The following is a 24,786-nucleotide window of genomic DNA, read 5'->3' as shown; positions in this document are numbered from 1 at the left end:
GAAATACGTTAGTTTACTACGCTAGATAGATGCGGTTAGAGAACACTAAATGTTAAATATTAACCGCTTGCGGCTGCAAGAGAGATTTAAAATCCCGACAAATTCACTTGTGGCAAAAGTCGCAAGTGCGATCGCTGTTTTTGTTGGTAGCTTGGTACTAATTGGCTGGTGGCTTGGCATTGAAGTTCTGAAGCGCGGCTTCCCTGGTAGTCCTGCCACAATGAAAGTCAACACAGCGCTATGTTTTGTCTTGTATGGTGTATCGTTGTGGCTATTTTTAACACCAGAGAAAGAAGGAAGAGGGGGAAACAATTCAAAATTCAAAATTCAAGTTGCGCTGGAAGCGCACCAAAGGTGCGACCCAAAATTATTCTCCTATTTCTCCACTCTTTTAATCTCTAGGGCCTGTGCAATAGCTGTCACGATTATTGCTGCGCTCTCACTCTGTGAATATCTATTTGCCTGGAATCTCGGCATTGACGAGCTACTGTTCCGTGATTCGCCAATTACTTTAGCGACATCGCATTCGGGGCGAATGGGGCTGAACACAGCGCTGAACTTTATACTGGTCAGCGTTGCCCTACAGATTTTGATTCATCCAAAAACCCACCGCAGTTATTGGTATGCTCAGATTATCGCTCTGATCGCTACTTTAATTTCCTTTCAGGGGCTCATGGGCTATGCCTATAAAGTAAAAGTTCTCTACGGAATTGCCCCATATACAACATCAATGGCGTTACACACATCAATGTTGTTCTTCTTACTAAGTATCGGGATTCTGTGGGCGCGGGCAGAACAGGGGTTAATGAAGGTAGTTACAAGTGATACCTACGGTGGCTTACTTGCACGTCGTTTATTAATTGCCGCGATCGCAGTACCTTTTATATTGGGATGGGTAATTGTTGAAGGTCAACGGGCAGGACAATACGATCCGGCTTTTGCAGTATCAGTGTTTGCGATCGTCCTGATTGTAATTTTTACTATTTTGATTTGGCAAAGTGCGGCGGTTATTGAACGTCTCAGCCATCAACGCGACGGCGCCCAGGATGCACTGAGAACCTACGAAGCTAAATTGGGGAGTTTTGTAGATTCTAACGTCATCGGCATTTTGTTTGGCGACGTGTACGGCGGTATCCAGCAGGCAAACGACGAATTTCTCAGGATGATTGGTTACACGCGGGAGGATTTGTTAGCAGGTAGGTTAAGTTGGAGCAATATCACACCACCAGAGTATCTATACTTGGATGAGCGAGGTGTCGCCGAAGCAAAAAGTAACGCCAACGCTGCTTGTACGCCCTACGAGAAAGAATATATCCGCAAAGATGGTAGCCGCATCCCGGTTTTACTTGGTTACGTACTGCTAGGAGAAAACCGGGAAGAGTCAGTAGCGTTTATCCTCGACTTGAGCGAACGCAAGCAAGCAGAAGCAGAGCAACAAAAATTAGTATCGCTGGTAGAAAATAGCTCTGACTTTATCGGCATCGCCACCCTTGAGGGTCAATTACTCTACATAAATGATGCAGGTCAAAAGCTGGTAGGGCTTGCCAGCCTTGATCAAGTTAGCCAAAAAGCAGTATTAGATTACGTCATGCCCAAAGACAAAGCTTATTTTCAAGAACATATACTGCCGACTGTGCTATTAGAAGGGCGCTGGCAGGGAGAATTCTGCTTTTGCCACCTGCAAACAGGTCAACCGATACCAGTTGATTACAATATTTTCACTGTTACAGACAACAACACAGGTCAGCCAATTGCCTTAGCAACTGTGACTCGCAACATCAGCGAGCAAAAGCAGGCCAAGGAAAAAATCTTACAACTAAACAAGGATCTACAGCGCCGCATTACTGAGTTACAAACTTTGTTGGAAGTAATTCCGATTGGAATTGGCATTGCCGAAGATGCAGAATGCCAAAATATCAAGGTCAACCCTGCTTTTGCCAAGCAGTTGGGAATATCCTCGGATACAAATGTCTCCCTCAACGCTCCCTTGTCCGAAAAACCGACAAGCTTTAAAATCTACCGAGAAGGAAGGGAACTGTCAGCAGAAGAACTCCCAATGCAATACTCTGCCACTCATGGTGTCGAAGTTCTGGATTGTGAACTCGATGTTATCCATGAAAATGGAAAAATCGTCAACCTGTTGGAGTATGTTGCACCCCTGTTTGACGAAGAGGGTAAAACCAGAGGAAGTGTTGGTGCATTTTTAGATATTACGGAGCGCAAGCAGGCAGGGGAAGTACTCCTAAATCAGCAAAAATGGCTGGAAGATGTGTTAAATCTGATGCCCAGACCGTTGCTTTTTATTGAACCAGGAACGGCACGGGTAACTTTTGCCAATCGCTCTGCTAACGAATTAGCTGGGGGCGAATTTCCCAAAGGTGTACCAGCCGAAGATTATCACACAGTTTACCACTATACCGATGCGGCTGGCGATCGCATCCCCAATGAACAAATGCCAGGAGTGCGGGTTTCCCTTGGCGAACGCCTGAATGGATTGGAGGTAGACTGGCACACTCCCGGTGGTGTGCGCTCTTTACTGGTATTTGCTGATACCCTGCCAGCAATGCACGGTCATCCGGCTACCTGTATCTTGGTGTTCCAAGAAATCAGCAACGTCAAAGAGGCAGAAAAAGCCCTTTCGTTAAGTTACAAAAGGCTAAAGATACTATTCGACACAGCCAACGATTTACTATCGAGCCAGCAACCAGTAGTACTAATTGATAGCGTCTACCGAAAACTAAGAGAGCAAATTGGTTTAGATATTTACTTTAACTATTTGGTTGAGAATAACTCTCAGCTAATGCGGCTAGAGTCTTACAGTGGCATTTCTTCGGGACTGGCAAAGGGAATTGAATGTTTGGCATTTGGTGAAGCGGTTTGCGGTATTGTAGCGCAGGAGCGTTGTGCAATAGCTATAGAGAATGTGCAGCAATCAACTGACCCGAAAACAGAATTGATTCGCTCTTTAGGTATTACTGCTTATTATAGTTATCCATTGATCGCCCAAGGACGGCTGTTGGGTACTCTTTCTTTTGGCAGCCGCACTCGGTTAAGCTTCACCGACAATCAAAAGGGGATGATGCAAGCAGTATGCGACCAAATAGCGATCGCAATGGAACGGGCTAGTTTAATTGCTTCTTTGCAACAACAAACTGAGCAGTTGCAAGAGGCCAACCGGATGAAGGATGAATTCTTAGGGATATTGTCCCATGAATTGCGATCGCCCCTCAATGCCATCCTGGGCTGGGCGCAATTACTGCAACGAAGTAAGCTTAGTGAAACCCTAATGGCTAGGGCTGCGGAGACTATTGAGCGCAATGCAAAAGCGCAAACCCAGCTAATTGAAGACTTGCTGGATATATCGCGGATGATTAGAGGTAAGTTACGCCTCAATGTCCGTACTTGTAATTTGGTTCCGATGATTGAGTCAGCGATTGAGACTGTTAGGCTAGCCGCCCAATCTAAGGAAATCGATTTAAGATTTTCCCTCATTCCCGCAAAAGAAACGCGAAATGCGCCACCGGGGATACTCCCCGTGGTCACTTTCGCGCCAAATTCAGATTTAAGATTAGGAATCAATCACGAAAATCTAGAATCTTCAGAAGCACAATCCCAAACCAGTCACGACTCAGAGGACAGTAAGCTGGGTGAAAATTCTCAATTCTTAGTTTCCGGGGATTTCGAGCGTTTACAGCAAATCATCTGGAATCTGCTATCGAATGCCATCAAATTCACACCCACGGGAGGACGTGTAGAGGTGCAATTGTCAGTAGTCACTGGCCAAGAAAAACAACAGACAACCGATAGACATGCCCAAATTCAGGTAATTGACACAGGCATTGGTATCAGTCCTGATTTTCTTCCTTACGTGTTTGATCGCTTTCGTCAAGCTGATAGTTCTAGCACTAGATCCTATGGTGGATTAGGACTTGGATTAGCGATCGTCAGTCATTTAGTAGAATTACATGGCGGTACTGTCCACGCAAATAGTCCAGGTAAAGAACAAGGAGCGACGTTTACAGTCAAAATACCACTTCTGAAGAGTCCGCCCTTTTGCCCTTGTGCCCCTTCAGCTCTCTCTCCCTCTGTCCCCTTCTCCCTCTTTGGCGTGCGTGTGCTAGTAGTAGATGACCAAGCCGATACCCGTGAATTCATTACCACAGTCCTCCAACAGTACCAAGCCGAAGTTCAGGCTGTAGCATCAGTTCCAGAAGCATTGCAGGTAATTACACAGTGGAAACCAGATGTTTTAGTCAGCGACATCGGTATGCCCCAAGAGGATGGTTATTCTTTGATCCGCAAACTGCGATCGCAACCACCAGAATTAGGGGGAAATATTCCCGCCGCAGCGTTGACAGCTTATGCTAGGGCAGAGGATCGGATGCGAGCTATACAAGAAGGTTATCAGCTACATTTACCTAAACCTATTGAAGCAGCTGAGTTAGCTACAGTAGTCGCCAGCCTTGTTGGACGGACTTAGAGAGAATGGGGAAGGTCGGGTCCCCTGTGGGGATAAGGGGTAATGGGGAGTGGGGAATATTGATTTAATCAAGCCCTTCTACTTACCGAGACTCAGGAGTTTGTTGAGATTCAGGAGTTTGTTGCAGGCGTAGTAGGCTATCGTAAACCTGCCGTTTTAACATATTGTTATTTTGTAATTCCATAGTAATTTTGTTGAACTGATCAAAGCTCAAACCATTATCTTGGACAATTTTTTGAGCGCGGGTACAGTAATTCACTGCGATATCTTGAGCCTTCTTGGGAAGACCATTTATGCTGTTAGAATCGTTACAAACAATCTTGGGAATTTCTCCTTTGCCAATAAGTTTTTTTATTTCTTCAAAGGCACTTTGACGTGCTGGCTCCATTGCTAGAACGGATTGAGCGTAACTGTCGATTTCAGTATTGTTAACTATTGGTGGTGGAGTTTGACCATCAGCTTTTGAACTAAATGAAAAAGCGTTGAAAATCACACCCACTGTAGTGATCGCGCCGAAAAAGAATGATGGAGAAAGGATTCGCTTTCGGCTAGATCGGGAAAATAAATTGGAAATTTTCTTCATATAGTGTGTGAGACAAAACCACATCAGGGATATTATAAGGACTTGGAATTATTTTCGGAGTTGGAAGTTCCAGCAACTGCTAAATACATCAAGCTTTTATATTTGATTGTCAATTTCCTCGGCATACTTGACAAAGTTCGATTGTTTTAGTTTGGAGTGTTGATATTTCTGATGCTCCTTGCTTGAGGCTCACTTCTAACTCCAATAGTAGGGGTAAACAAGAGATTAACTGTTGCACAGAAAGCAGTCTGATTTCTTGCTGTAAGAAGTAGAGCCGTTTGGGATTACCGATATCAGCAGCAATAGCGATCGCTTGCTGATTGCGTTCTCCACTTTCCATCATAATCTTCACCCATAGCCAAGTGCGAAATTGTCCAATCAGTGTGGCAACTATCCGTAATCCCGGCTCGGAAGCATTGCTCAAATCTGCCAAGGTTGTCAAAGCTTTAGCTATATCTCCTGTTCTGATTGCTGCTGCTAATTGTAAGCTATTTTGAGTAGTATTTCTTACTAACTTCGTAACGGTATCTACATCTAAAGGCTTATTGCTACCTTGGGCATATAGCCGCAATTTCTCTAACTCATTGTAGAGTAATCGTGTATCATTTCCTACAGATTCTGCCAACAACTGGGCAGTATTGGCAGTCAGTTTCACGCCCACAATCTGGGCTGCTTGATTAACAGATTGCACCAGTAATTCTGTTTTCCAAGGGGGAATGAGCGGAAATTCTCGGAACTCGGTAGCAAATTGTTTTAATAATTTCGTGGATTTGAGGCGTTCATCTGGCTTGTTCCGGCTGGTGAGCAATAAAAATGAGTTTTCGGGAATCACAGAAAGCGATCGCACCAATTCCGCTAAGACATTCTCAGGACAGTGCTGACATAGAGTAGTATTTATCAGCCATACCAAACGCCCACCAGCACCAAAAGTGGGTGTCATTACCTGATTTAACCCCTGGATAGCAGCATCAGCTTGATCTGGGGGGAATGAAGTGTAGTTAAAACTTATCCATTGGGGATCGAGGATGCGATCGCGCAAAAGAGCGATCGCTTTTTCTATAGCAAAATCATCCTCACCCCAGTAAACATAGATTGGCATAGGTAAACCTCATTGGGCATTGGCATTGGGCATTCATTGGCGAAGAATTCTTATAACTCCTACCTCCTGTACAGACGCGATTAATCGCGTCTCTCCCCACTCCCCACTTCCAAAAATTAAATACTTTTAAAATCATTCTGTTAATCGGGGTAATTTTCCCTAAAATCTATCAAGTGAGAGCGTGAGGCTATGAAGATTGGACGATAACTATCAAACTTACTTAAATCGGTTAGCACGACTGACGCTGCCAGAAACCTACAGATCACAAGTCCAGCATATTCAGGAATCTTATAAATTTCAGCCACATTCTGGCTTGAGACAAGCAGCATCCTTTCCTGGCTATACGCTAATTACCCCGCCTGCGGCAGAAGAAGAATCACAAAACTCTGCTTTCTATGCCAAATTACAGACTTACCAACAGGAACTCTTGCAGTTGCCTGTAAACCGTAATTTGATTGTACCTGTACCTCCTGTTAGCTTCCATCTAACTTTGGCGGATTTAATTTGGGACAGTGCTTACCTTGACACCTGCGAAAAAAATCCCAAATTTGACGAGGAGTTACACTCTTGTTTAGCCGAAATGTTTCAGCAATATCAACAATTGATGACAAATAGGAGTCATCCGATTAAATGGCAAATGCTGGGACTAATACTGATGCCAAGAGCTGTAGCCGTTTGTTTAGTACCCAAGGATGAAGGCTGTTACGAGGAAATTATTAAATTTCGCCGAACAATTTATCAAAATCCCAAGTTAATTGCTTTGGGTATTGAGCAGCATTATCACTTCACAGCTCATGTTACATTAGCCTATTTTGGGGAGGTTTCATCTGACTTAGACCGCACAAATTTCAGTACAATGCTTTCTCAATTGAATGAACAATGGCTGTTGAATTTGCCAGATTTTTTGATCAATCGCGTCGAATTGCGAAAGTTTGACAACATGACACGCTATTATCGTGAACCAAACTGGCCGATTTTAGATTTTTAAGTCATTAGTTAGTAGTTAGTAGTCAGGTAGTTTCCACTCACTGACTACTGATTATTAGTTATGTCTTCTTGAAAATAAACCAAATGCAATGCGATCGCCCTTAGTGCAGTACAAACATCCTTTAAGTTAATTTCTGGGAATGTTGGGCTTTTATGAAAAAATTGGGAATACCCAAGCGTAAAGACGCTAAAATTTATAGATGTTGACAAGGGTTAGATTGATGAGTCCGTCACTCGAAAAAATTTTAAGCGAGATTGAGCAACTAACTCCAGAAGAGCAATTGACGGTAATGGGGCATTTGGTAGAGCGGATAAAAAAGCATATTAACCAAGCCCAACCAAAACGTAAATGGAGCGATTTAAAGGGTATGGCTCCCTATCCGCTATTGGGTGGGGATGCTCAGGAATGGGTTTCGCGGACTCGACAAGAAGGAGATGAGCATCGAGAACGGTTGTTGCGAGAAAAGGAATGAAGATTAGTGATGCATTAGCAAATGTTTCTCGCTTGTTTCTCGATACAGCACCCGTAATTTATTTTGTAGAACGCAATCCGCAGTTTGTGGATTTAGTCGATCCAATTTTCGAGCGATTGTCAGATGACATTACAGCAGTAATATCTGGGATAACGTTATCAGAGTGCTTGGTAGGTGCTATACGTCTGGGGTTAGCCGATTTAGAGCAAGCTTTTGTTGATATGTTGCAACAAGAATAAGTGGTTTTTGTGGAGATTAATGCTGCTATTGCGCGAATTCGGGTGCATTACAACCTTCAGTTACCCGATGCTTTGCAGGTGGCGGCGGCTTTAATAGATGGTTGTGAGGCATTTTTGACCAATGATGCAGCTTTGAAACGGGTGACGGAGTTGAGGGTTTTGGTGGTGTGTGAGTTGGAAAGCGAGAACCCATAATTACGCGCTAGTTGTAAACATACATAGCAAAGAAAATAAGCTCAAAGATAAATCCTATGATTTTGTCTTTTAGGTAAACCGAGCTTTTTGTCAATGCTCTAAATAAAATCTCTAGCCTCAAATTCCGGTTTTTGATAAACAAGATAAACAGCTTCTAAAAATACATCAGGTGTAATAGCTTCTGGCAACTTTTCTAAATTAATAATAGCTACAACTTGCTCGGCTAACTTTAGAGATAGTGAGGCTCTTGCCTTTAATGACATTCCAGCACGTCGCTGCAAATACTCACGAATAACAGCAAAATCATCTGGCATCAATGGTGATAAATCAGCAATTTGGATTAACTGTTCATGAAGAACCTTAGCCTGTTCTGAAATCGTCAATATCGCTGATGCAATCGGTGTTTGGGCTTGAATTACAATTGTGCCAGCTGCCAAATCACCCAAACGTTTTTCTCGACGGCCAAACATAATTAAAAATGCGCCAATAAACAAAGTTTCATCAAAGGGTCGCAGTAAGGCACGTAGAGTTGCTTGTTGTAGCCCGATGAGTCTACCATCATCTCGAACTACGCGAATTTTAGCAATACGTTTACCAGGGGTTTGCCCAAACCATAAGGTTTCAAAAAATACAAAATAGCCGATGTAAATTGCAAAGGCGATAATGAAAAAAATAGCTATTAACCAAATTCCTAAATTCTGACCCTCAAAAAAATTGAACAGCTGCGTCGAAAAGACAGTCCAGGTAAGGAAAAACACAAGCAAGATTATAACTAAGACTGTATAATCAATCACCAATGCCAAAGCTCGATTGCCGATTCCGGCTAAAATAAATTCCAACTCTACACTTTCTGGAATCTGGAATGTGATGCGATTAAAAAAGCGCATATATTAACTAATTGAAAATTAATACAGTTGAATTAAGGTGTTAAGTTAACAAAAATCTTGTGAGGGAGGTTATCGTAATTGCAAACCTAGACCCTCACGCCGACTACGCAAGTCCAAGTATAAAACAGCTTTTAGTGCTTGCCAAAATGGCATCACAAAAACTCCACCTACTAAGCTGCCGATCATAGAAATAATATATACAATTCCGTAGATAGTAGAACCTCGCTCAAGCTTTACGAGGAATAGTTGGGGTATATAGTTTAATACAAACACCAACGGTAGTGTAACGACAAAAGCAATTAAAACAACGCCCTGAATGCGAAGTACTGAAGCTTTAGTTAACTCCCAACTTCTCGCAACACTTTCGCCACCATTGATATTTTCCTCAACTGCTAAGGGCACTTCAGCTACCACCCAACGCGAGTAGAACCAAGTTAGTCCCAACAGCACAAGAACTATCGTTACAATTACTCCCATAATTGTGACTGTAATACCTGTACTAACACCTAATATTCCTCCTAATACTACTCCGATCAACCCACCTAGTAGACTGCCCACGATCGCCAATCCAAAATAAATTACCAGCAAAGATATTCCTACCTGAAAACCAACTCTTAAAAATGACCAAAGACGCGGATTAATATGGCTGCTGGCGGCTTGGACACTTTCAGGTTGGTAAATTAATTCTCCAAAAGCCAAGCGTGAAATTAGTCCAGAGATGGCTGCATATTTTGCCCAGCCGTAGATCGGAACTAGAACCCACAAGTGAGCAGTCAAAGCTAGTTTCAGATAAGTCTTCAGATGAGAACGATACAACCGCACCGCAGCACTGACAACGTTACCGATACTCAGTGGTTGTATCTGACCGGGAGATCCAAAGTTTTCAGACATAATGGCAAATTTCCCTTGAAACTACGGAGATGGATTTGAGGCTATCTTAAGCTAAGTTAAACTCAGTGTTCCCAAAATTCATGAATATTCAACGTTGGATTGCGCGACGAGAACCAAATTGGCAACGTCTGGATGCCCTATTAAGGCAGATAGAAAAAAAAGGGCTAAAGTCCCTACGGGCAGCAGAAATTAGAGAGTTAGCGAGTTTGTATCGTTCAGTGGCGGCTGATTTAGCTCGTGCCCGTACACAACAAATCGGCAATACTTTGCTCCAAAGTTTACAATCTTTAACAACTCGTGCCTATACGCAGATTTACCAAGGTTCGCGGCGACAGGAATGGCAGGCAATCAGAGAATTTTACCTATGGGGATTACCATCTGTAGTCCAGAAAACATTTGTATACATTGCTGCTGCAACGGCGCTGTTTCTACTAGGCGCACTAGTGGCTTGGTGGTATTCCTGGCAAAACCCCAGTTTTATGCCTTTGATTGTACCTGAAAGCTTGATTACCAAGGTGCGAGATGAGCATAAATTATGGATGGGGTCAATTGTCGGCGTTGAACCTTTGGCATCCAGCGGTATTATGATCAATAACCTGTCGGTGTCTTTTGGGGCTGTTGCTGGTGGTATCACGGCTGGAGCATACACAGCTTATTTGATGGTATTTAATGGCTTATTAATTGGTGCTGTTGGTACTTTGGTAGGTCAAAATAATCTGGCTTATCCTTTTTGGGCATTTGTGTTGCCGCATGGTTCTTTGGAATTACCCGCGATCTTTTTTGCTGGGGGTGCGGGATTTTTATTAGCAAGAGCAATTTTATTTCCTGGTAAATATCGGCGTGGAGATGCACTTAAATTGTACGGTTCGCAAGCGGTGCAGCTAGTATTTGGAATTGTCCCAATGTTGATTATTGCTGGTGCGATCGAAGGCTTTTTTTCTCCTAATCCCAACATACCTGATCCAATTAAATATTTGGCAGGAATAGGATTATTTATACTTTTAGTGCTGTATTGTAGCCGCAAACAAACATTAAATAATTTAGGTAACAACGGATTGGTAAATTTAAAATATACTTTAGAATAAGGTAAATACTTTTCAGTTAAGACTTCACAAGTTAGGACTTAACTATGTAAAAAAATTCTTATAAGTTGGAGCTAGGATAATCATGGTACAAACACCAAATAAAATATTCACCCTAGAAGAGTTTCTCGCACTACCACAAACTAAACCGTATTGCGAGTACATCAATGGTAAAATCATTCCAAAACCTATGCCTCAAGGAAAACATAGCACTATTCAAGGAGAACTCTGTCCCACAATCAATTCTGTTGTCAAAGTACAAAAAATGGGTTGGGCTTTTCCAGAATTACGTTGCACTTTTAGAGGATGTTCTATAGTTCCCGATGTCGCTGTATTCTCTTGGGCAAAGCTTCCTGTTGACGAAAATGGTGATATTGCCAATACATTGCCGCAGCACCCGATTGGATAATCGAAATTCTCTCACCCGAACAAAGCCATACAAAAGTTACAAAAAAAATCTTACCCGCTCTCAATCACGGGACTCAAATGGGTTGGTTAATTGACCCTGATGAGCGATTTATTGCTGCTTATCCTGCGGGACAACAACCTTTACCTTTTGAGGAAATTGAGTCTGTTTTACCAGTGCCAAAGTTCTGTCAGGGTTTACAGTTGACAGTGGGTGAAATTTTTGGGTGGTTAAAGTTGACTGCGTAACAAATATTTCGTTCAAGCCAACCTACTATTCTTGCACTGAAATATGTCAAGACGCATAAATGATATGCCAAAACGCATCATCACTGAACTATCTGATGAACAAGAGGCAATGCTTCTTATCTATAGAGACAAGTGGCGATCGATAGCAATATCAACTGAATCAATTTAGCAAGAAAAAGTCGCAACAGTAATCAAAGCTGCTTATACAGTGAGTAATTATCCTGAGCCTGAGATATTATTCTATAGCAGTCCGATGACGGCAATTGAGAAGATTCTTGCTATTGAGAACTTTAAGGCGTATCTAGGGCGCAATATCAAAATTAAATTTGGTAAAAGAGTAATAGATCACCTTCAACATGGAATAAAGCAACAGCTTGAATAGCATCTCTTTATCAGGTTGCGGAATCAAGTTCAACATCCTGAATTTCCCTACTACTCAACTCAGAGTCATCCACAAGTTTCATACTTTCCGTACACAGGAACATGTCTGGAACATCAACTAATTACTGATCTCGACAAACTTGAACTTGATGCACAACCTAATAACGAATGATTTAGGATTGCTACTCAATTCCAGAGACTCACCGATAACCACAGATTTTTATCTTTTTTCTACTGAAGTGAGAATTTTTAAATTGGATTATTTCCTCACTTTTAATTATTTAAATTAAACTGAAATTTTTCCTCACCATATTTTTAATAAACTAAACTAATCCAGTAAATAAAATATCAATAAATAAAAAAGTAAATGAAGATTAAACATACCTTAATCTTTTGTTTATTCATCGTTAACCATAAAAAATGTAAGTTGATTTAAGGCTGAAATTACAGCAGAAAAGTATTCCTTTAATCAGAGGTAATATGATTTTTTCGACCACTATTTTGAATCGTGTCATTGCTACTTCGTTGGTGACAACTTCTGTTGCACTTAGTCCATTTTTTGGTGCGATCGCACAAGCTGAAACTCTCAATGGTGCAGGAGCAACTTTTCCGGCTCCACTTTACGAACGCTATGCTCGTGAAGTCAAGAAGAAATATCCAGACCTGAAAATTAACTACCAAGCAATTGGTAGCGGCGGCGGTATTCGTCAAACTATTGCTGGAACCGTTGACTTTGGTGGTAGTGATGCTGCAATGAAAGATGATGAAATTGCTAAAGTCAAAAATGGTGTAATCTTAGTACCTACAGCAGGCGGTGCTGTTTCTGTTGTTTACAATCTTCCAGGCGTTAATGACCTTAAATTGTCCCGCAAGACACTACCAGAAATTTTCTCAGGTCAAATTACTAAATGGGATGACGCAAAAATTAAAGCTGATAATCCGGGCGTTAATCTACCAAATCAATCAATTAAATTTGTTGTTCGCGCCGATGGTAGCGGTACAACTTTCATTTTCACCAATCACTTAAGTGCTATTAGCGGTTATTTTAAAGGCAGAGTTGGAACTAACACTGCTCCAAAATGGAATCTGCCAAATGTCCTCAGAGGCAAAGGCAATCCAGGCGTTGCTGCATTAGTTTCTCGTACTTCTGGTTCTATTGGTTATGTAGAATATAGTTACGCTGTCCAAAATAACCTGAAATCAGCACTGGTACAAAATAAGAAAGGAGAATTTGTTGCTCCTTCTTTAGAATCTGCAAATGCAGCTTTGTCAACTGTCAATTTCCCGGACAACTACCGCGTTTTTGTAGGAGATCCAGGACAAGGTTATCCGATCGTTGGTCTTACTTGGATGATGGTTTACAAACAGTATGCTAATACTGCTAAAGCTGATGCTATTAAGAAATGGATTAATTGGGTATTGAAAGATGGTCAACAGTATAACGATGACCTCAACTACACCAAAATTCCATCTGATGTGGCAAATCGGGTGCTTCAGACAGTGAATAGCTCTGTCAAACCTTAACTTGCAATCTTACCGAAATCGTGCTGAGTCCTGAGTAGGGAATCTCACTTATTTACTCAGCACTTCTGAATACTTTCCTCTCTATTAGAGTGAGTTGACAACTCACTCTAATAGCAATAAAAAAATATATTTTATTGATTTGTAATGGCAAATTCATCTGAACCAGCCGACAGAAATTCATCACATGATTCAAATCTAGGTGATGAAAATTTCAATCTAACAGCTATCGGCGGCACAAATTTATGGTTTGACCAAGGTTTTACACGACTAGTATACTTTTTTGCGGTGATTACCGTTGCAGTGCTATTTGTGATGAGTTGGGTAATTTTACACGAAGCTCTACCAGCCATTAAGCAGTTTGGACTGGGGTTTCTGTGGGGTAAAGATTGGGATACAGGTAATCAGGTTTTTGGTGCATTACCCTATATTTATGGAAGTTTGGTGAGTAGCGCGATCGCTATTTTATTCGCTGTCCCAGTGGGAATAGCGGTAGCCTTAGTCACGAGTGAAAATTTCTTACCTGCATCGCTACGAACAACCTTAGCATTTGTTGTTGAATTAATTGCAGCAATTCCTAGTGTCATTATTGGTTTGTGGGCAATTTTTGTCTTTATTCCAGTTCTAGAACCTTTGCAAAAGTGGCTAGCCAGCAGTTTTAAATGGATACCACTTTTTAATACAGAAGATCCTTCTGGGACTAATATGTTGACTGCTGGAATTATTCTAGCCATCATGATTTTGCCCACAATGGCAGCAATTACTCGTGATGTCTTAATGGCTATCCCTAAAGAATTACGTAGCGCATCTATGGCTTTGGGTAGTACTCGTTGGGAAACAATTTTTCGGATCTTGCTACCAGCTGGATTTTCTGGAATGGTAAGTGCAACAATGCTCGCATTAGGACGTGCTTTGGGTGAAACAATGGCTGTCACTATGGTGATTGGTAACTCTGCTCAAATCAGTCCTTCTTTACTCGATCCAGCTTATACAATTCCCTCTGTATTAGCTAATGAGTTTGCCGAAGCTGAACCGGGATTGCATATAGGCGCTTTAAGCTATTTGGCATTGATTTTGTTTGGCTTGACTCTAGCTGTAAATGTTGGCGCTGTACTATTAGTGAAGTGGGTTAGCAGGAAAAATCATTAACAATTAAAATTCAAAGATAACTCAGATAGGATTTTTGATCTCTGTGTAGTAAAACGTTTATAAATAAAAAATTGTAAAAAATATGAGTGCTTACATCCAGCCTGAAACTGATGAATCTCTAGCGACAGAATTATGCAGTCCTCTGCCAACAGAGCGAGTAATATTTACCTATGCAATGAATGCGATCGCCTTTGGTTTGACAGGTCTAGCACTCATTCCTTTATTATCAATTTTGTGGGAAATTCTCGTCCGGGGAATATCTGGATTGAAATCAGATATGTTTGTCAAAGCAGTTATTGACAATGGCTTTGGCAATGCCATCCTGGGAACCATAATCATGGTGGTAATTGCTGCTATTTTAAGCATTCCCACAGGGATAATGACAGGAATTTTCTTGGCGGAATTTGGTCAAACTAATCCAATTGCTGGTATTGTTCGTTTTATCAGCAGTATTCTGACAGGCGTGCCTTCAATTGTTGTAGGCGTATTCGCTTATGGTGTCATAGTTTTGGTAACTAAAGGATTTAGTGCGATCGCAGGTGGTTTTGCTTTAGCTGTGATTATGTTGCCCGTAATTATATTGACAACAGAAGAATCCTTAAAACTTGTTTCCGCATCTCAACGCCTCGCTTCTGCTGCTTTAGGGGGAACTCGCTCCCAAACTACTTTTCGCATCGTTGTAACTGCTGCAATCCCTGGAATTACTACAGGCATTTTATTAGCTGTAGCTCGTGCTGCTGGTGAAACAGCACCCTTAATTTTTACTGCTTTATTTAGTCTAGATTGGTCAGAAGGATTGTTAAGTCCAACAGCTTCCTTACCAGTATTGATTTTTAACCTCTACAACGACCCCGATCCGCAAAAAAGCCAATTAGTATGGACTACTTCTATAGTTCTACTCGGCTTAATTTTATGTGTCAGTATTATCTCTCGTTTAGTTATTAGGCAGAGAAGAATCAAGTAAAAATAATTTTTTGTTTTTGTTTCGCATCTTGGACAATTTATGAATCAGTTAATTCCAGCCATTAAAGTTAAAAATATCAGCTTTTACTATGGCACAATAAAAGCGATCGAAAAGGTGTCAATGGATATTTATCGGAACCAAGTAACGGCAATTATTGGTCCTAGTGGTTGTGGTAAATCTACCTTCATCAAAATTATTAATCGTATTAGCGAATTAGAAGGCCCAGTGAAAGTTGAAGGAGATGTAGAATTTTTTGGTCAGAATATTTATGCTCCTCGTGTCAACATCAATCGGTTACGCCGCCAAATTGGTATGGTGTTTCAAAAACCGAATCCCTTTCCGATAAGTATTTACGAAAATGTTGCCTACGGTATGAGAATAGCAGGCAGGTATTCAAAAGTAGAATTAGATGAAATCGTCGAATCTGCCCTCAAAAGCGCTGCTCTTTGGAATGAAGTGAAAGATAAACTGAATAAATCAGCTTTAGGGCTTTCTGGTGGTCAACAACAGAGATTATGTATTGCTCGTGCTTTAGCAGTCAAGCCGAAAGTTCTGCTGATGGATGAGCCTTGCTCGGCTCTCGACCCCATCGCCACTATGAAAGTTGAGGAACTGCTCCATAGTTTGCAGTCTCAGTTGACAATTGCGATCGTTACTCACAATATGCAGCAGGCTGCTCGCGTCTCTGATTTTACCGCTTTTTTCAGCACCGATGAAAGTCGGATTGGTCAAATGGTTGAATTTGGCGCTACAGAGCAAATCTTTAACAACCCACTAGACCCCCGCACCCGCGACTACATTTCAGGGCGTTTCGGTTAAGGTATGTCCTGGCATGGCTTAATAATTTTTGTCGAACCATCTGATGCCAGAGGATACTCTAGGACTTACGCACTGTACAAAAGAATAATCTTGTGTGATAAATACTTCCTAACACTTTATCTGCTGTATGACTACTGTATAACTACGTAATTTCTATGAATATCCCCTTTTGGGAGTAACATAGTGAAACAGCGATGCTGATTTGTAGTGTTTTACTTAGTCAAGTTTTATTTCACACGTTTTGGGAATATGAGTAAACTAATTCCAGCCATCAGAGTCAAAAACTTCAGCTTCTATTACGACACTCAAAAGATAGTTGAAGGCGTGTCAATGGATATTTACCAAAACCAAGTCACGGCAATTATTGGTTCTAGTGGTTGTGGCAAGTCTACTTTTCTTAAATCGTTAAATCGCATGAGTGAACTAGAAGAAGAAGTGAGTGTTGAAGGAAGAGTAGAATTTTTTGGGCAGAGTATTTATGAGCGTCGTATTAACATCAATCGCTTACGTCGCCAAGTTAGTATGGTTTTTCCCAAGCCAAATCTTTTTCCGATGAGCATTTACGATAATGTTGCTTATGGGGTGAAATTAGTTGGATGGCATCCAAAAGTAGAATTAGATGGAATCGTTGAATCTGCTATCAAAGCTGCCGAACTTTGGGATGAAGTTAAAAATAAGCTGCACAAATCTGCTTTAGAGCTTTCTGGTGGTCAACAACAAAGATTATGTATTGCCCGTGCTTTAGCAGTGAAACCGAACGTTTTGTTGATGGATGAACCATGTTCAGGTCTTGATCCTGTCGGTAGTATGAAAATTGAGCATCTTATCCATAACTTACGCTCTGAGTTGACAATTGTTATGGTTACTCACAATATGCAGCAAGTTACTCGCCTATCTGATTTTACGGCTTTCTTTTGTAGTAATGAAAATCGTATTACTCAAATGGTTGAATTTGGTACTACAAATAAAATCTTTACTAACCCCCTGGATTCTCGCACCCGCGACTACGTTTTCGCCCGTATAAGTTGAAGTATTTCGATTCTAGCTATTTAGAGGGCTATAACATGGTGCGAGAGGGAATTAGGAGTTGAATTTAATTCCCACTCGCATACAGTTGCTCTTTTGTTGAGCAATAAAAACTTACCTGGACAGTCTTTTTTTTATACTATAGACTTCCAGATAAGTATCTGTTCAAGACCACCTGAATCACAAGATGAAATGTCCTTGGTGCGAATCTACTTCAGGTAGAGTTCGGAACGCGGTAGGATGCGATCGCCATCATATATCTCTGTTTTTGTTTCAATATATTAAGCAGCTATTAACCATTTGCTTGCAATCTAGTATTATCCTTTATGGATCTTACAAATTTTGGCTAAAACTTAAGTCAATTTACTTGATCTAAGTAAGTCGGCACGTTAAAAACCATGTATATTTAGTTTTGTCAAAAGGTTAGAATGACCGAATTCTAAGCTATTCCCTGATTTTAAGTTTCGTCACATAGGTTGGTTTTTTAACGCTGGCTTACTTAAGTCCCAGCAATGCTTTGAGATTTCGCTGTATTAAATAGACAAGAAATGGAGTGAATTAACTCTACTTCATGTCTAGTAATACTTTTGAGCTTTCAGTGTTGAAATTAGTCGAAACTCCAGTAACAAGTTGATCTGAAAAAAATTACTTCCAGAAATTTCAGTCAATTACAATCAAGGAGAAAAACCATGTCAAATATCGACAATATCACTTCTACTTCTAACTATTCTGCTGTTGGTCAAGAACAACTGTTCACCGAATTAACTCTCGAAGAAGGAGCCGTGATCGAAGGTGGTACTATCTACAATCTCGGCAATAAATCGGGTATTACCGTCAACTACGCTATTAACGGACAAAAGGACTCTTTGTTTTTTAATGATGAAAAGCAATATGATTTCAGAAGAGCACCAACTGTTATTTTCGACGCAAAGATTGGACCTGGCGTTAAAATAGCAAGGGTAAAACTAGCTCCAGGAAACAATAACTTTGATACCAGTGGAGGTAATTTAATTTTAGGTACTGGTGATAATGGTGGGGTTGTACCTAACGCTGTACCTAACTTTGCTACCAACAGTGATGCTGTATAGCCTCTCGGTAAAGCAAAAGTAGTTATAGCCAAGCAGTCAAAAGTCTGAACTGACAAGCTAAACGCTCAATCAAGTCGGGTCAAATGACCCGACTGTATTTTTTCGCCTATAAATAATTACACCTGAAAATGAAATACCAAATAGTCCTTCAACACAGCGAAGAAGACTGCGGTGCAGCGTGCCTAGCAACTATTACCAAACACTACGGACGCACATTTGCCCTTAACCGCGTCCGGGAAGCTGTAGGCACTGGTTCGAGAGGAACATCCTTACTGGGATTAAGCCGAGGTGCAGAAGTATTAGGATTTAATGCTCGCCAAGTTAAACTCAATTTCCAACTACTCGACCAATTGCACCAAGCTCTTTTACCAGCCATTATCCATTGGAAAGGCTACCACTGGGTAGTTTTATACGGACAAAAAGGCAAAAAATACGTCATAGCCGACCCTGGTGTTGGTATCCGTTACCTGACTCGCCAAGAGTTAGTTGCAGCTTGGGGTAATGGTGTGATGTTACTGCTGACCATAGACGAAAGTCGTTTTTATCAACAAGAGTCAGATAAAATTGGCGGTCTAGGAAGATATCTGCAACGGGTTTGGCCCTATCGCTTTATTCTCGCCCAAGCGATCGCCCTTAACATCGCCATTGGACTGCTTTCTTTGGCATCTCCCTTTATGATGCAACTACTCACCGATGATGTGTTAGTACGGGGAGATACCCAACTACTAACCACCGTCGCCATTGGCGTTATCGCCATGAACCTGATTAGAAGTGCCATTAGCTTAGTACAGTCTCACCTCATTGGTCACTTTGGTCAAAGATTCCAATTAGGGCTAATTCTAGAATACGGACGCAAACTCTTGCACTTACCCCTCTCATACTTTGAAGGACGGCGGAGTGGAGAAGTAGTCAGTCGCATTGCCGATGTTAACGCTATCCATACTCTAGTTTCTCAAATTGTCCTCGGTTTACCCAGCCAATTCTTCATTGCTTTAGCTTCATTGAGCTTTATGCTATTTTACAGCATTGAATTGACTGTTGCTTCCATCGTCGGTTTTGTAATTGTCACGGCTGCTAGCTTGGTTTTTTTACCAGTAATGCGCCAGAAAACCCGCAACATGATTGTTCAAGGTACAGAAAACCAAGGCTTTCTGGTGGAAACTTTTCACGGTGTTCAAGTATTAAAAACTACCCAAGCTACACCCCAAGCTTGGCAAGAGTACCAAGGCAATTACGGTCGCCTGGCCAATCTGGGCTGGAGCATAATGAAACTAGGACTTTACAGCAGTACAATTACTGGTATTCTTTCTTCTTTTATTAATATTAGTATCCTCTGGCTCGGCAGCTATTTAGTAATTAATCACACTTTAACAATTGGGCAATTGATAGCTTATAACGGCATGAGTGGTAATTTTCTTGGCTTCCTGGGTTCTGTCATCGGGTTAGCTGATGAATTTATTACCGCCCAAATAGTCATTCAACGCCTCACAGAGGTCATTGACGCTACCCCAGAAGACGAAAATGATTTTAAAAAACCTTGGGCAGAAATTCCCGGTAATGCAGATATTACTTGCACTCAACTCAACTTTCACCACGCAGGTAGAGTTGACCTGTTGCAAGATTTTTCTTTAACTATTTCTGGTGGTCAAGTAATTGCTTTGATTGGTCAATCTGGATGTGGTAAAAGTACTCTAGCTAAACTGATTACTGGTTTATATAAAGTCCAGTCTGGTAATATTCGTTATGGTATTTATAACCAGCAAGACCTGTCTTTAGAATGTCTGCGGCAACAGGTGGTGTTAGTACCTCAAGAACCGCACTTCTGGAGTCGTTCAATTATTGATAACTTTCGCTTCAGCTATCATCACATCAGTTTTGAAGATATTGTCAAAGCTTGTCAAATCGCTGGTGCTGACGAGTTTATCAGCAAATTACCAGATAAATATCAAACCGTTTTGGGAGAATTTGGTGCGAATCTTTCTGGTGGACAGCGGCAAAGGTTAGCCATAGCAAGGGCAATAGTTACTGAGCCGCCTATTCTGATTTTAGATGAATCTACGGGCGCACTCGACCCTGTGAGTGAAGCACAAGTACTGGATAAATTGTTTTATTACCGTCGAGGTAAAACGACTATTTTAATTAGTCACCGTCCGAAAGTTATTCAGCGAGCCGATTGGATTGTACTGCTAGAACAAGGCCGCTTGCAAATTCAAGGTACACCAGAACAGTTACGTCAAATTCAAGGTAACCATTTAGACTTTTTAGATAATATTGTTCCAGCAAAAAATGAGTTGGTAATGGCATCTTCTGCTGACGCAGCGACGAAACGAGCTATAACGTAGACTCAAAAAGCTTCATAGCCCTCAAACCTCGTTGGGAATACTTCTGCTTTTTAGATCCAGTGAGCGCTAATTCTAAATTCTCTAAGTTTGTTAAAATAAACCAACCTTCTTTCGGTGCTACTTCATCTATTTTACGTTTTCATTTACAGGCAATATTGAAGCTCCCAAAACCTTACAGAGTCACAGAAAATAACCGGACAGTTTCCTAATTCAATTGTTAAAAAATTAAAGTTAGGTTTTAGTTTTACTAAATATTTAGAATCATCTCCTACATTTACATTAAAGGCGAGTGGCAAGGAATATGAGGTAACGCCACTACTGTCCGAGTAAATACTTTCTAGATGTCTACGTATAACCTGAGCCTATAATTCAGTATTATGTAAAAAGATATAAATAAATGTAAATAATCCAATGCAGGATAAAGTCGTTGTTGTTGTTGTCGGTGCTACTGGTAGTATTGGTTCAGCTTTAACACACAAACTTGCACCTACCGGAGTACGCTTGGTACTGGCTGCGAGAGATGTCGTTCGTTTAACAACACTGGCAGCTGATTTACCAGGGCGAGTTTTGAGCATTCCCACCGATATTACTGATCCCCAACAAGTAGATACTTTGATCCAAAAGACCGTCGCTGAGTTTGGTAAAATCGATATTTTAGTGAATGCAGCTGGTGCTGGTATACTCAAGCCCTACAACAGTCTGGAACCGGCTGATTTAGACAAGATGCTAGATGTGAACTTAAAAGGCAGCTTTTACACCACTCAGGCGGCTGCTGAAGAGATGCAAAAGCGCAAGTCTGGTCACATCTGTAACGTGGTAGGAATTCTGGGGAAGCATTCGATGGCGATGGCGGCGGCTTATTCTGCTTCTAAATTTGGTGTTGTGGGTTTTAGCAAGTGCATGGCAGAGGAACTCAAGCGTTTTGGTATCAACTTCACGCTATTCTACTTTGGTGGGGTAGATTCTCCTTTCTGGGATAACGTCAACCTAAAAGTAGACCGAAAAAAAATGCTCAGTCCTGAAACTGCTGCCAATGCGATTTTCTTTGCCCTTTCTGCCGAACCGCAAGCTGTGCCAATGGAAATTAATATTCAACCTGATAGTCATTTGTTCTTTTAAAGTGGGAGTACGCCTAGATAATTCTTGCTTAGGAAAGACGTGAAAATCTAGCAAAAAAGGCAAAATTTACAGATATATAAACTGTTATGCTGGATTTTCAATATCTATGAAAATTGATCACGTTCATTTCTATGTAGAAGACGCCAAAGTATGGCGGGATTGGTTTGTACACCATCTTGGTTTTCAAGCAGTAGCCGATCGCATCAGTTCATTTCATACTTGTACAGAAGTGGTCAAAAGTGGTGCCGTCTGCTTTTTTCTGTCTTCACCACTGTTGCCCACAAGTCCAGTAGCTGAGTTTCTGCGTCAATATCCCCCAGGTGTGGCAGATGTCGCTTTTGCTGTTGAAGATGTCGAAGGCGCGATCGCACTAGCTCAACTGCACGGTGCTACAATCCTACAAACCATCCAGGAACGCCAAGTCGGTACGGCATTCCTCAAGTGTGGCAAAATTGCTGCCTGGGGTGGACTGACTCATACGTTGATAGAAAGATCATTGGTCAGTGATCATACCCTGCGGGAAAGCGAAGCGCCTACGTCATTTGTAACTAACAAAGACCAAGGGACAAAGGACAACACTTTTACCGCCATAGATCACATAGTGCTGAACGTGGCAGTTGGTGAATTAGAGCGTGCTGTCGATTGGTACGAAAACATCCTAGATTTTCAACCCCAGCAAGCATTTAAAATTAAAACCAATCGCTCTGCTTTACACAGCCAGGTGATGGTTTCGCGCAACGGTAGCGTCCAATTGCCAATTAATGAACCGGCTTCCAGTAATTCCCAAATTCAGGAGTTTCTCAATGTCAACCGGGGTCCAGGAATTCAACATATTGCCTTGCGGACGACTAATCTAGTGAGTGCGATCGCTAAATTTCGTGCCAGTGGTTTATCCTTACTCTCAGTTCCCCAAACCTACTACTCGCAACTAAAACAGCGTCCAGGACTCAGCCTATCACCTCTAGAACTAGAAGCGATCGCTCAACAGGAAATTCTGGTGGACTGGCAAGAATATACTCCCGTAGGGGCACAACAAACTGCGCCCCTACTACTGCAAATTTTCACCCAGCCCATTTTTGAACAGCCAACATTTTTCTTTGAGTTTATTGAGCGTCGTTTGCAAGCTAAAGGTTTTGGCGAAGGCAACTTTCGCGCCTTATTTGAAGCTATTGAAAGCGAACAAATCAAACGCGGTACCCTGCAATGATGCATGAGTACAAAATATCAATTGAAATTCAGCCAGACCCCAAACAAGTTGATTTTATAGACAAGCAACTTCAAGAATTCAATATAGGCAAGATTGGAGATTACCTATGGTTATGCTGCTAATTTTGATACTGATGTTGATGATGTTTCGCCACGGTCTGAGGGTAGGGGAAGCTGTAGGCTCTAAATGCGGTTTGTCCTGGGATGCAGTTTCTATGGACTTAATGGTGATAGCCTTGATTTGTAAGTAACTTACAGAGTGAAAGATATTAAGATAAATGGTTCTTCGGTTGTTTTTATGGAAAATCTGGTTCAAAATCATTGAAAGCCTTATTCTGTAGGCATTTCATTTAAAACAAGAGTATAATCATCTATAACCCTTGTCCCATAAGGGTTTTGTTATAATCAATCCTCAATCACCATAAAAACAACGCAAGAGCCATTTTTCTTTTCGTCTGTGCATTTTAGCAAGAGTAGCTACCAAATTGTAGTTGAAAGACATGGTGGAATTTTGAATTGTCTATCAGAATCAGGAAAAGGCACAGAATTCTTGATTCCAATTCCAATTTAAAATACAATCCTCATGCTCAAATCCAGCCACTTCGACTGAGTAATCGGCGCACTGCTAGAAATATAGTCAACACCTGTCTGTGCAACAGCGCGAATCGTTTCCAAAGTCACATTTCCCGAAGCTTCAATTTTCACCCGGATATCGTGCTGCCGAATCAACTGCACCGCCTGACGCATCATATCCGAAGGCATATTATCCAACATAATAATATCAACTTTGTGCTTCAAAGCTTCTTCCACCTGCTGTAAACTTTCCGTCTCTACCTCTATTGTCAAGGGATAAGGAATCTGAGAACGAATACGGGTAACTGCTTCTCCAATTCCCCCAGCCACCGCAATGTGATTATCCTTAATCATCACCGCATCATCTAACCCCATGCGATGATTAATCGCCCCACCCACCGCAGTCGCGTACTTTTCCAACAGTCTGATCCCAGGTGTAGTTTTGCGCGTATCCACCAACTGAGTAGGTAAATCAGCAATTTTCTCTACATATATATTAGTCAGCGTCGCAATCCCACTCAACCGCATAGCCAAGTTGAGCGCCACTCGTTCCCCCATCAGCAGCGCATCCAGCGAACCATGAATTTCAGCTACTACCTGTCCCGGCTCATACCATGCACCTTCAGCGCCAACCGCCACAAAGCTGACTTTTTCATTCAATATCTGAAACACCCTAGCTGCAACTGGTAAGCCAGCGATTATCCCTGAAGCTTTAGCTATCCATTTAGCCGAGCCTAGTGTCACATCTTCTACTAGTAGCGTATTTGTTGTGCGATCGCCCCTGCCAATATCCTCCAACAACCAGCCATGCAATAGTGGATCTAAAATCAGCCAAGGTGGCAAAACACCAGAATTCCTCACAACTTTATTGCTTCCTTAGTGGCTTCCACGAATACTCTAGCCTAAAACCCTTGCTCTCTAGGGCTTTGAGGCTTACTGAAAAACAGTCCAAAATATTTTTGGAAAAAATAGTTGACAAGATAAAGGAGGTTCGTTATATTGAATAAGTGCCTGAGAGCGAAGCGAAA

Annotated in this window: 21 protein-coding genes and 2 pseudogenes; 17 read left to right on the top strand and 6 right to left on the bottom strand. The window is 41.5% G+C overall.

The window, feature by feature from the left end; translation table 11 throughout:
* Positions 1-49 precede the first annotated feature (49 nt).
* On the top strand, positions 50-4,480 hold the full coding sequence (locus tag V7K36_RS17940) for a PAS domain S-box protein (RefSeq protein ID WP_335117904.1): 4,431 nt from the start codon (positions 50-52) through the stop codon (positions 4,478-4,480).
* A gap of 82 nt (positions 4,481-4,562) precedes the next feature.
* Here the strand turns inward: V7K36_RS17940 and V7K36_RS17935 are convergent, their stop codons facing one another.
* Together V7K36_RS17935 and holA are read right to left on the bottom strand one after the other, a co-directional pair.
* On the bottom strand, positions 4,563-5,063 hold the full coding sequence (locus tag V7K36_RS17935) for a DUF4168 domain-containing protein (RefSeq protein WP_335117902.1): 501 nt from the start codon (positions 5,061-5,063) through the stop codon (positions 4,563-4,565).
* Between the two features lie 109 nt (positions 5,064-5,172).
* Positions 5,173-6,162: a DNA polymerase III subunit delta gene (gene holA, locus V7K36_RS17930; RefSeq protein WP_335117900.1), complete on the bottom strand. Its 990-nt coding sequence runs from the start codon at positions 6,160-6,162 to the stop codon at positions 5,173-5,175.
* A gap of 196 nt (positions 6,163-6,358) precedes the next feature.
* Between holA and V7K36_RS17925 the strand changes: the two genes are divergently transcribed.
* The 4 genes from V7K36_RS17925 (at position 6,359) to V7K36_RS17910 (ending at position 8,056) form a co-directional block, all read left to right on the top strand.
* Entirely contained in the window at positions 6,359-7,150 is a 792-nt protein-coding gene (locus tag V7K36_RS17925; protein WP_335117898.1) for a DUF1868 domain-containing protein, read from the top strand.
* Positions 7,151-7,370: 220 nt separating this feature from the next.
* Positions 7,371-7,622, top strand: a complete 252-nt coding sequence (locus V7K36_RS17920; RefSeq protein WP_335117896.1) for a hypothetical protein — start codon at positions 7,371-7,373, stop codon at positions 7,620-7,622.
* On the top strand, positions 7,619-7,861 hold the full coding sequence (locus V7K36_RS17915; protein ID WP_335117894.1) for a hypothetical protein: 243 nt from the start codon (positions 7,619-7,621) through the stop codon (positions 7,859-7,861). Before V7K36_RS17920 ends, V7K36_RS17915 begins: the two co-directional genes overlap by 4 nt.
* A gap of 9 nt (positions 7,862-7,870) precedes the next feature.
* Positions 7,871-8,056 carry a type II toxin-antitoxin system VapC family toxin gene (locus tag V7K36_RS17910; RefSeq protein ID WP_335117892.1) on the top strand — a complete coding sequence of 62 codons (186 nt, stop codon included), beginning with the start codon at positions 7,871-7,873 and terminating at the stop codon, positions 8,054-8,056.
* A 98-nt stretch (positions 8,057-8,154) separates the two neighbouring features.
* Here V7K36_RS17910 and V7K36_RS17905 read toward each other — a convergent pair whose 3' ends face one another.
* Together V7K36_RS17905 and V7K36_RS17900 are read right to left on the bottom strand one after the other, a co-directional pair.
* On the bottom strand, positions 8,155-8,943 hold the full coding sequence (locus tag V7K36_RS17905; protein ID WP_335117890.1) for an RDD family protein: 789 nt from the start codon (positions 8,941-8,943) through the stop codon (positions 8,155-8,157).
* A 69-nt stretch (positions 8,944-9,012) separates the two neighbouring features.
* On the bottom strand, positions 9,013-9,834 hold the full coding sequence (locus tag V7K36_RS17900) for a hypothetical protein (RefSeq protein ID WP_335117888.1): 822 nt from the start codon (positions 9,832-9,834) through the stop codon (positions 9,013-9,015).
* Between the two features lie 80 nt (positions 9,835-9,914).
* Here V7K36_RS17900 and V7K36_RS17895 point away from each other — a divergent pair, with 80 nt between their 5' ends.
* The 10 genes and pseudogenes from V7K36_RS17895 to V7K36_RS17850 all read left to right on the top strand — a co-directional run bounded on the left by V7K36_RS17895 (position 9,915) and on the right by V7K36_RS17850 (position 20,860).
* A complete protein-coding gene (locus V7K36_RS17895) occupies positions 9,915-10,919 on the top strand; it encodes a stage II sporulation protein M (RefSeq protein WP_335117886.1) in 1,005 nt (334 codons plus the stop codon).
* An 82-nt stretch (positions 10,920-11,001) separates the two neighbouring features.
* Positions 11,002-11,570, top strand: a pseudogene (locus V7K36_RS17890) (Uma2 family endonuclease).
* A gap of 43 nt (positions 11,571-11,613) precedes the next feature.
* On the top strand, positions 11,614-11,739 hold the full coding sequence (locus V7K36_RS17885; protein ID WP_335117884.1) for a hypothetical protein: 126 nt from the start codon (positions 11,614-11,616) through the stop codon (positions 11,737-11,739).
* A 692-nt stretch (positions 11,740-12,431) separates the two neighbouring features.
* A complete protein-coding gene (pstS, locus tag V7K36_RS17880; protein WP_335117882.1) occupies positions 12,432-13,475 on the top strand; it encodes a phosphate ABC transporter substrate-binding protein PstS in 1,044 nt (347 codons plus the stop codon).
* A gap of 144 nt (positions 13,476-13,619) precedes the next feature.
* The gene (pstC, locus tag V7K36_RS17875; protein WP_335117880.1) at positions 13,620-14,621 is read left to right on the top strand and encodes a phosphate ABC transporter permease subunit PstC; all 1,002 of its coding nucleotides are present in this window, start codon (positions 13,620-13,622) and stop codon (positions 14,619-14,621) included.
* Positions 14,622-14,703: 82 nt separating this feature from the next.
* Positions 14,704-15,585 carry a phosphate ABC transporter permease PstA gene (pstA, locus tag V7K36_RS17870; RefSeq protein ID WP_335117878.1) on the top strand — a complete coding sequence of 294 codons (882 nt, stop codon included), beginning with the start codon at positions 14,704-14,706 and terminating at the stop codon, positions 15,583-15,585.
* Positions 15,586-15,624: 39 nt separating this feature from the next.
* Complete coding sequence (pstB, locus tag V7K36_RS17865; RefSeq protein ID WP_335117876.1) at positions 15,625-16,404, top strand: phosphate ABC transporter ATP-binding protein PstB; 780 nt, start codon at positions 15,625-15,627, stop codon at positions 16,402-16,404.
* 249 nt (positions 16,405-16,653) lie between these two features.
* On the top strand, positions 16,654-17,433 hold the full coding sequence (locus V7K36_RS17860) for a phosphate ABC transporter ATP-binding protein (protein WP_335117874.1): 780 nt from the start codon (positions 16,654-16,656) through the stop codon (positions 17,431-17,433).
* 686 nt (positions 17,434-18,119) lie between these two features.
* On the top strand, positions 18,120-18,518 hold the full coding sequence (locus V7K36_RS17855; protein WP_335117872.1) for a hypothetical protein: 399 nt from the start codon (positions 18,120-18,122) through the stop codon (positions 18,516-18,518).
* 128 nt (positions 18,519-18,646) lie between these two features.
* A complete protein-coding gene (locus tag V7K36_RS17850) occupies positions 18,647-20,860 on the top strand; it encodes a peptidase domain-containing ABC transporter (RefSeq protein WP_335117870.1) in 2,214 nt (737 codons plus the stop codon).
* 43 nt (positions 20,861-20,903) lie between these two features.
* Here the strand turns inward: V7K36_RS17850 and V7K36_RS17845 are convergent.
* Positions 20,904-21,032 (bottom strand): annotated as a pseudogene (locus tag V7K36_RS17845) (IS4 family transposase); the annotation flags it as partial.
* 239 nt (positions 21,033-21,271) lie between these two features.
* Here V7K36_RS17845 and V7K36_RS17840 point away from each other — a divergent pair.
* Positions 21,272-21,979: an SDR family oxidoreductase gene (locus tag V7K36_RS17840; RefSeq protein WP_335117868.1), complete on the top strand. Its 708-nt coding sequence runs from the start codon at positions 21,272-21,274 to the stop codon at positions 21,977-21,979.
* A gap of 106 nt (positions 21,980-22,085) precedes the next feature.
* Entirely contained in the window at positions 22,086-23,186 is a 1,101-nt protein-coding gene (gene hppD, locus V7K36_RS17835; protein ID WP_335117866.1) for a 4-hydroxyphenylpyruvate dioxygenase, read from the top strand.
* 566 nt (positions 23,187-23,752) lie between these two features.
* On the opposite strand, the gene nadC is transcribed toward hppD, so the two are convergent.
* Positions 23,753-24,619: a carboxylating nicotinate-nucleotide diphosphorylase gene (gene nadC / locus V7K36_RS17830; RefSeq protein ID WP_335117864.1), complete on the bottom strand. Its 867-nt coding sequence runs from the start codon at positions 24,617-24,619 to the stop codon at positions 23,753-23,755.
* Positions 24,620-24,786 lie beyond the last annotated feature (167 nt).

The sequence above is a fragment of the Nostoc sp. genome, from assembly GCF_036919555.1.
Taxonomy (GTDB): Bacteria; Cyanobacteriota; Cyanobacteriia; order Cyanobacteriales; family Nostocaceae; genus Nostoc.
Note: the sequence above shows the minus strand (reverse complement) of the source record. Positions and strands in the feature narration are given on the sequence as shown.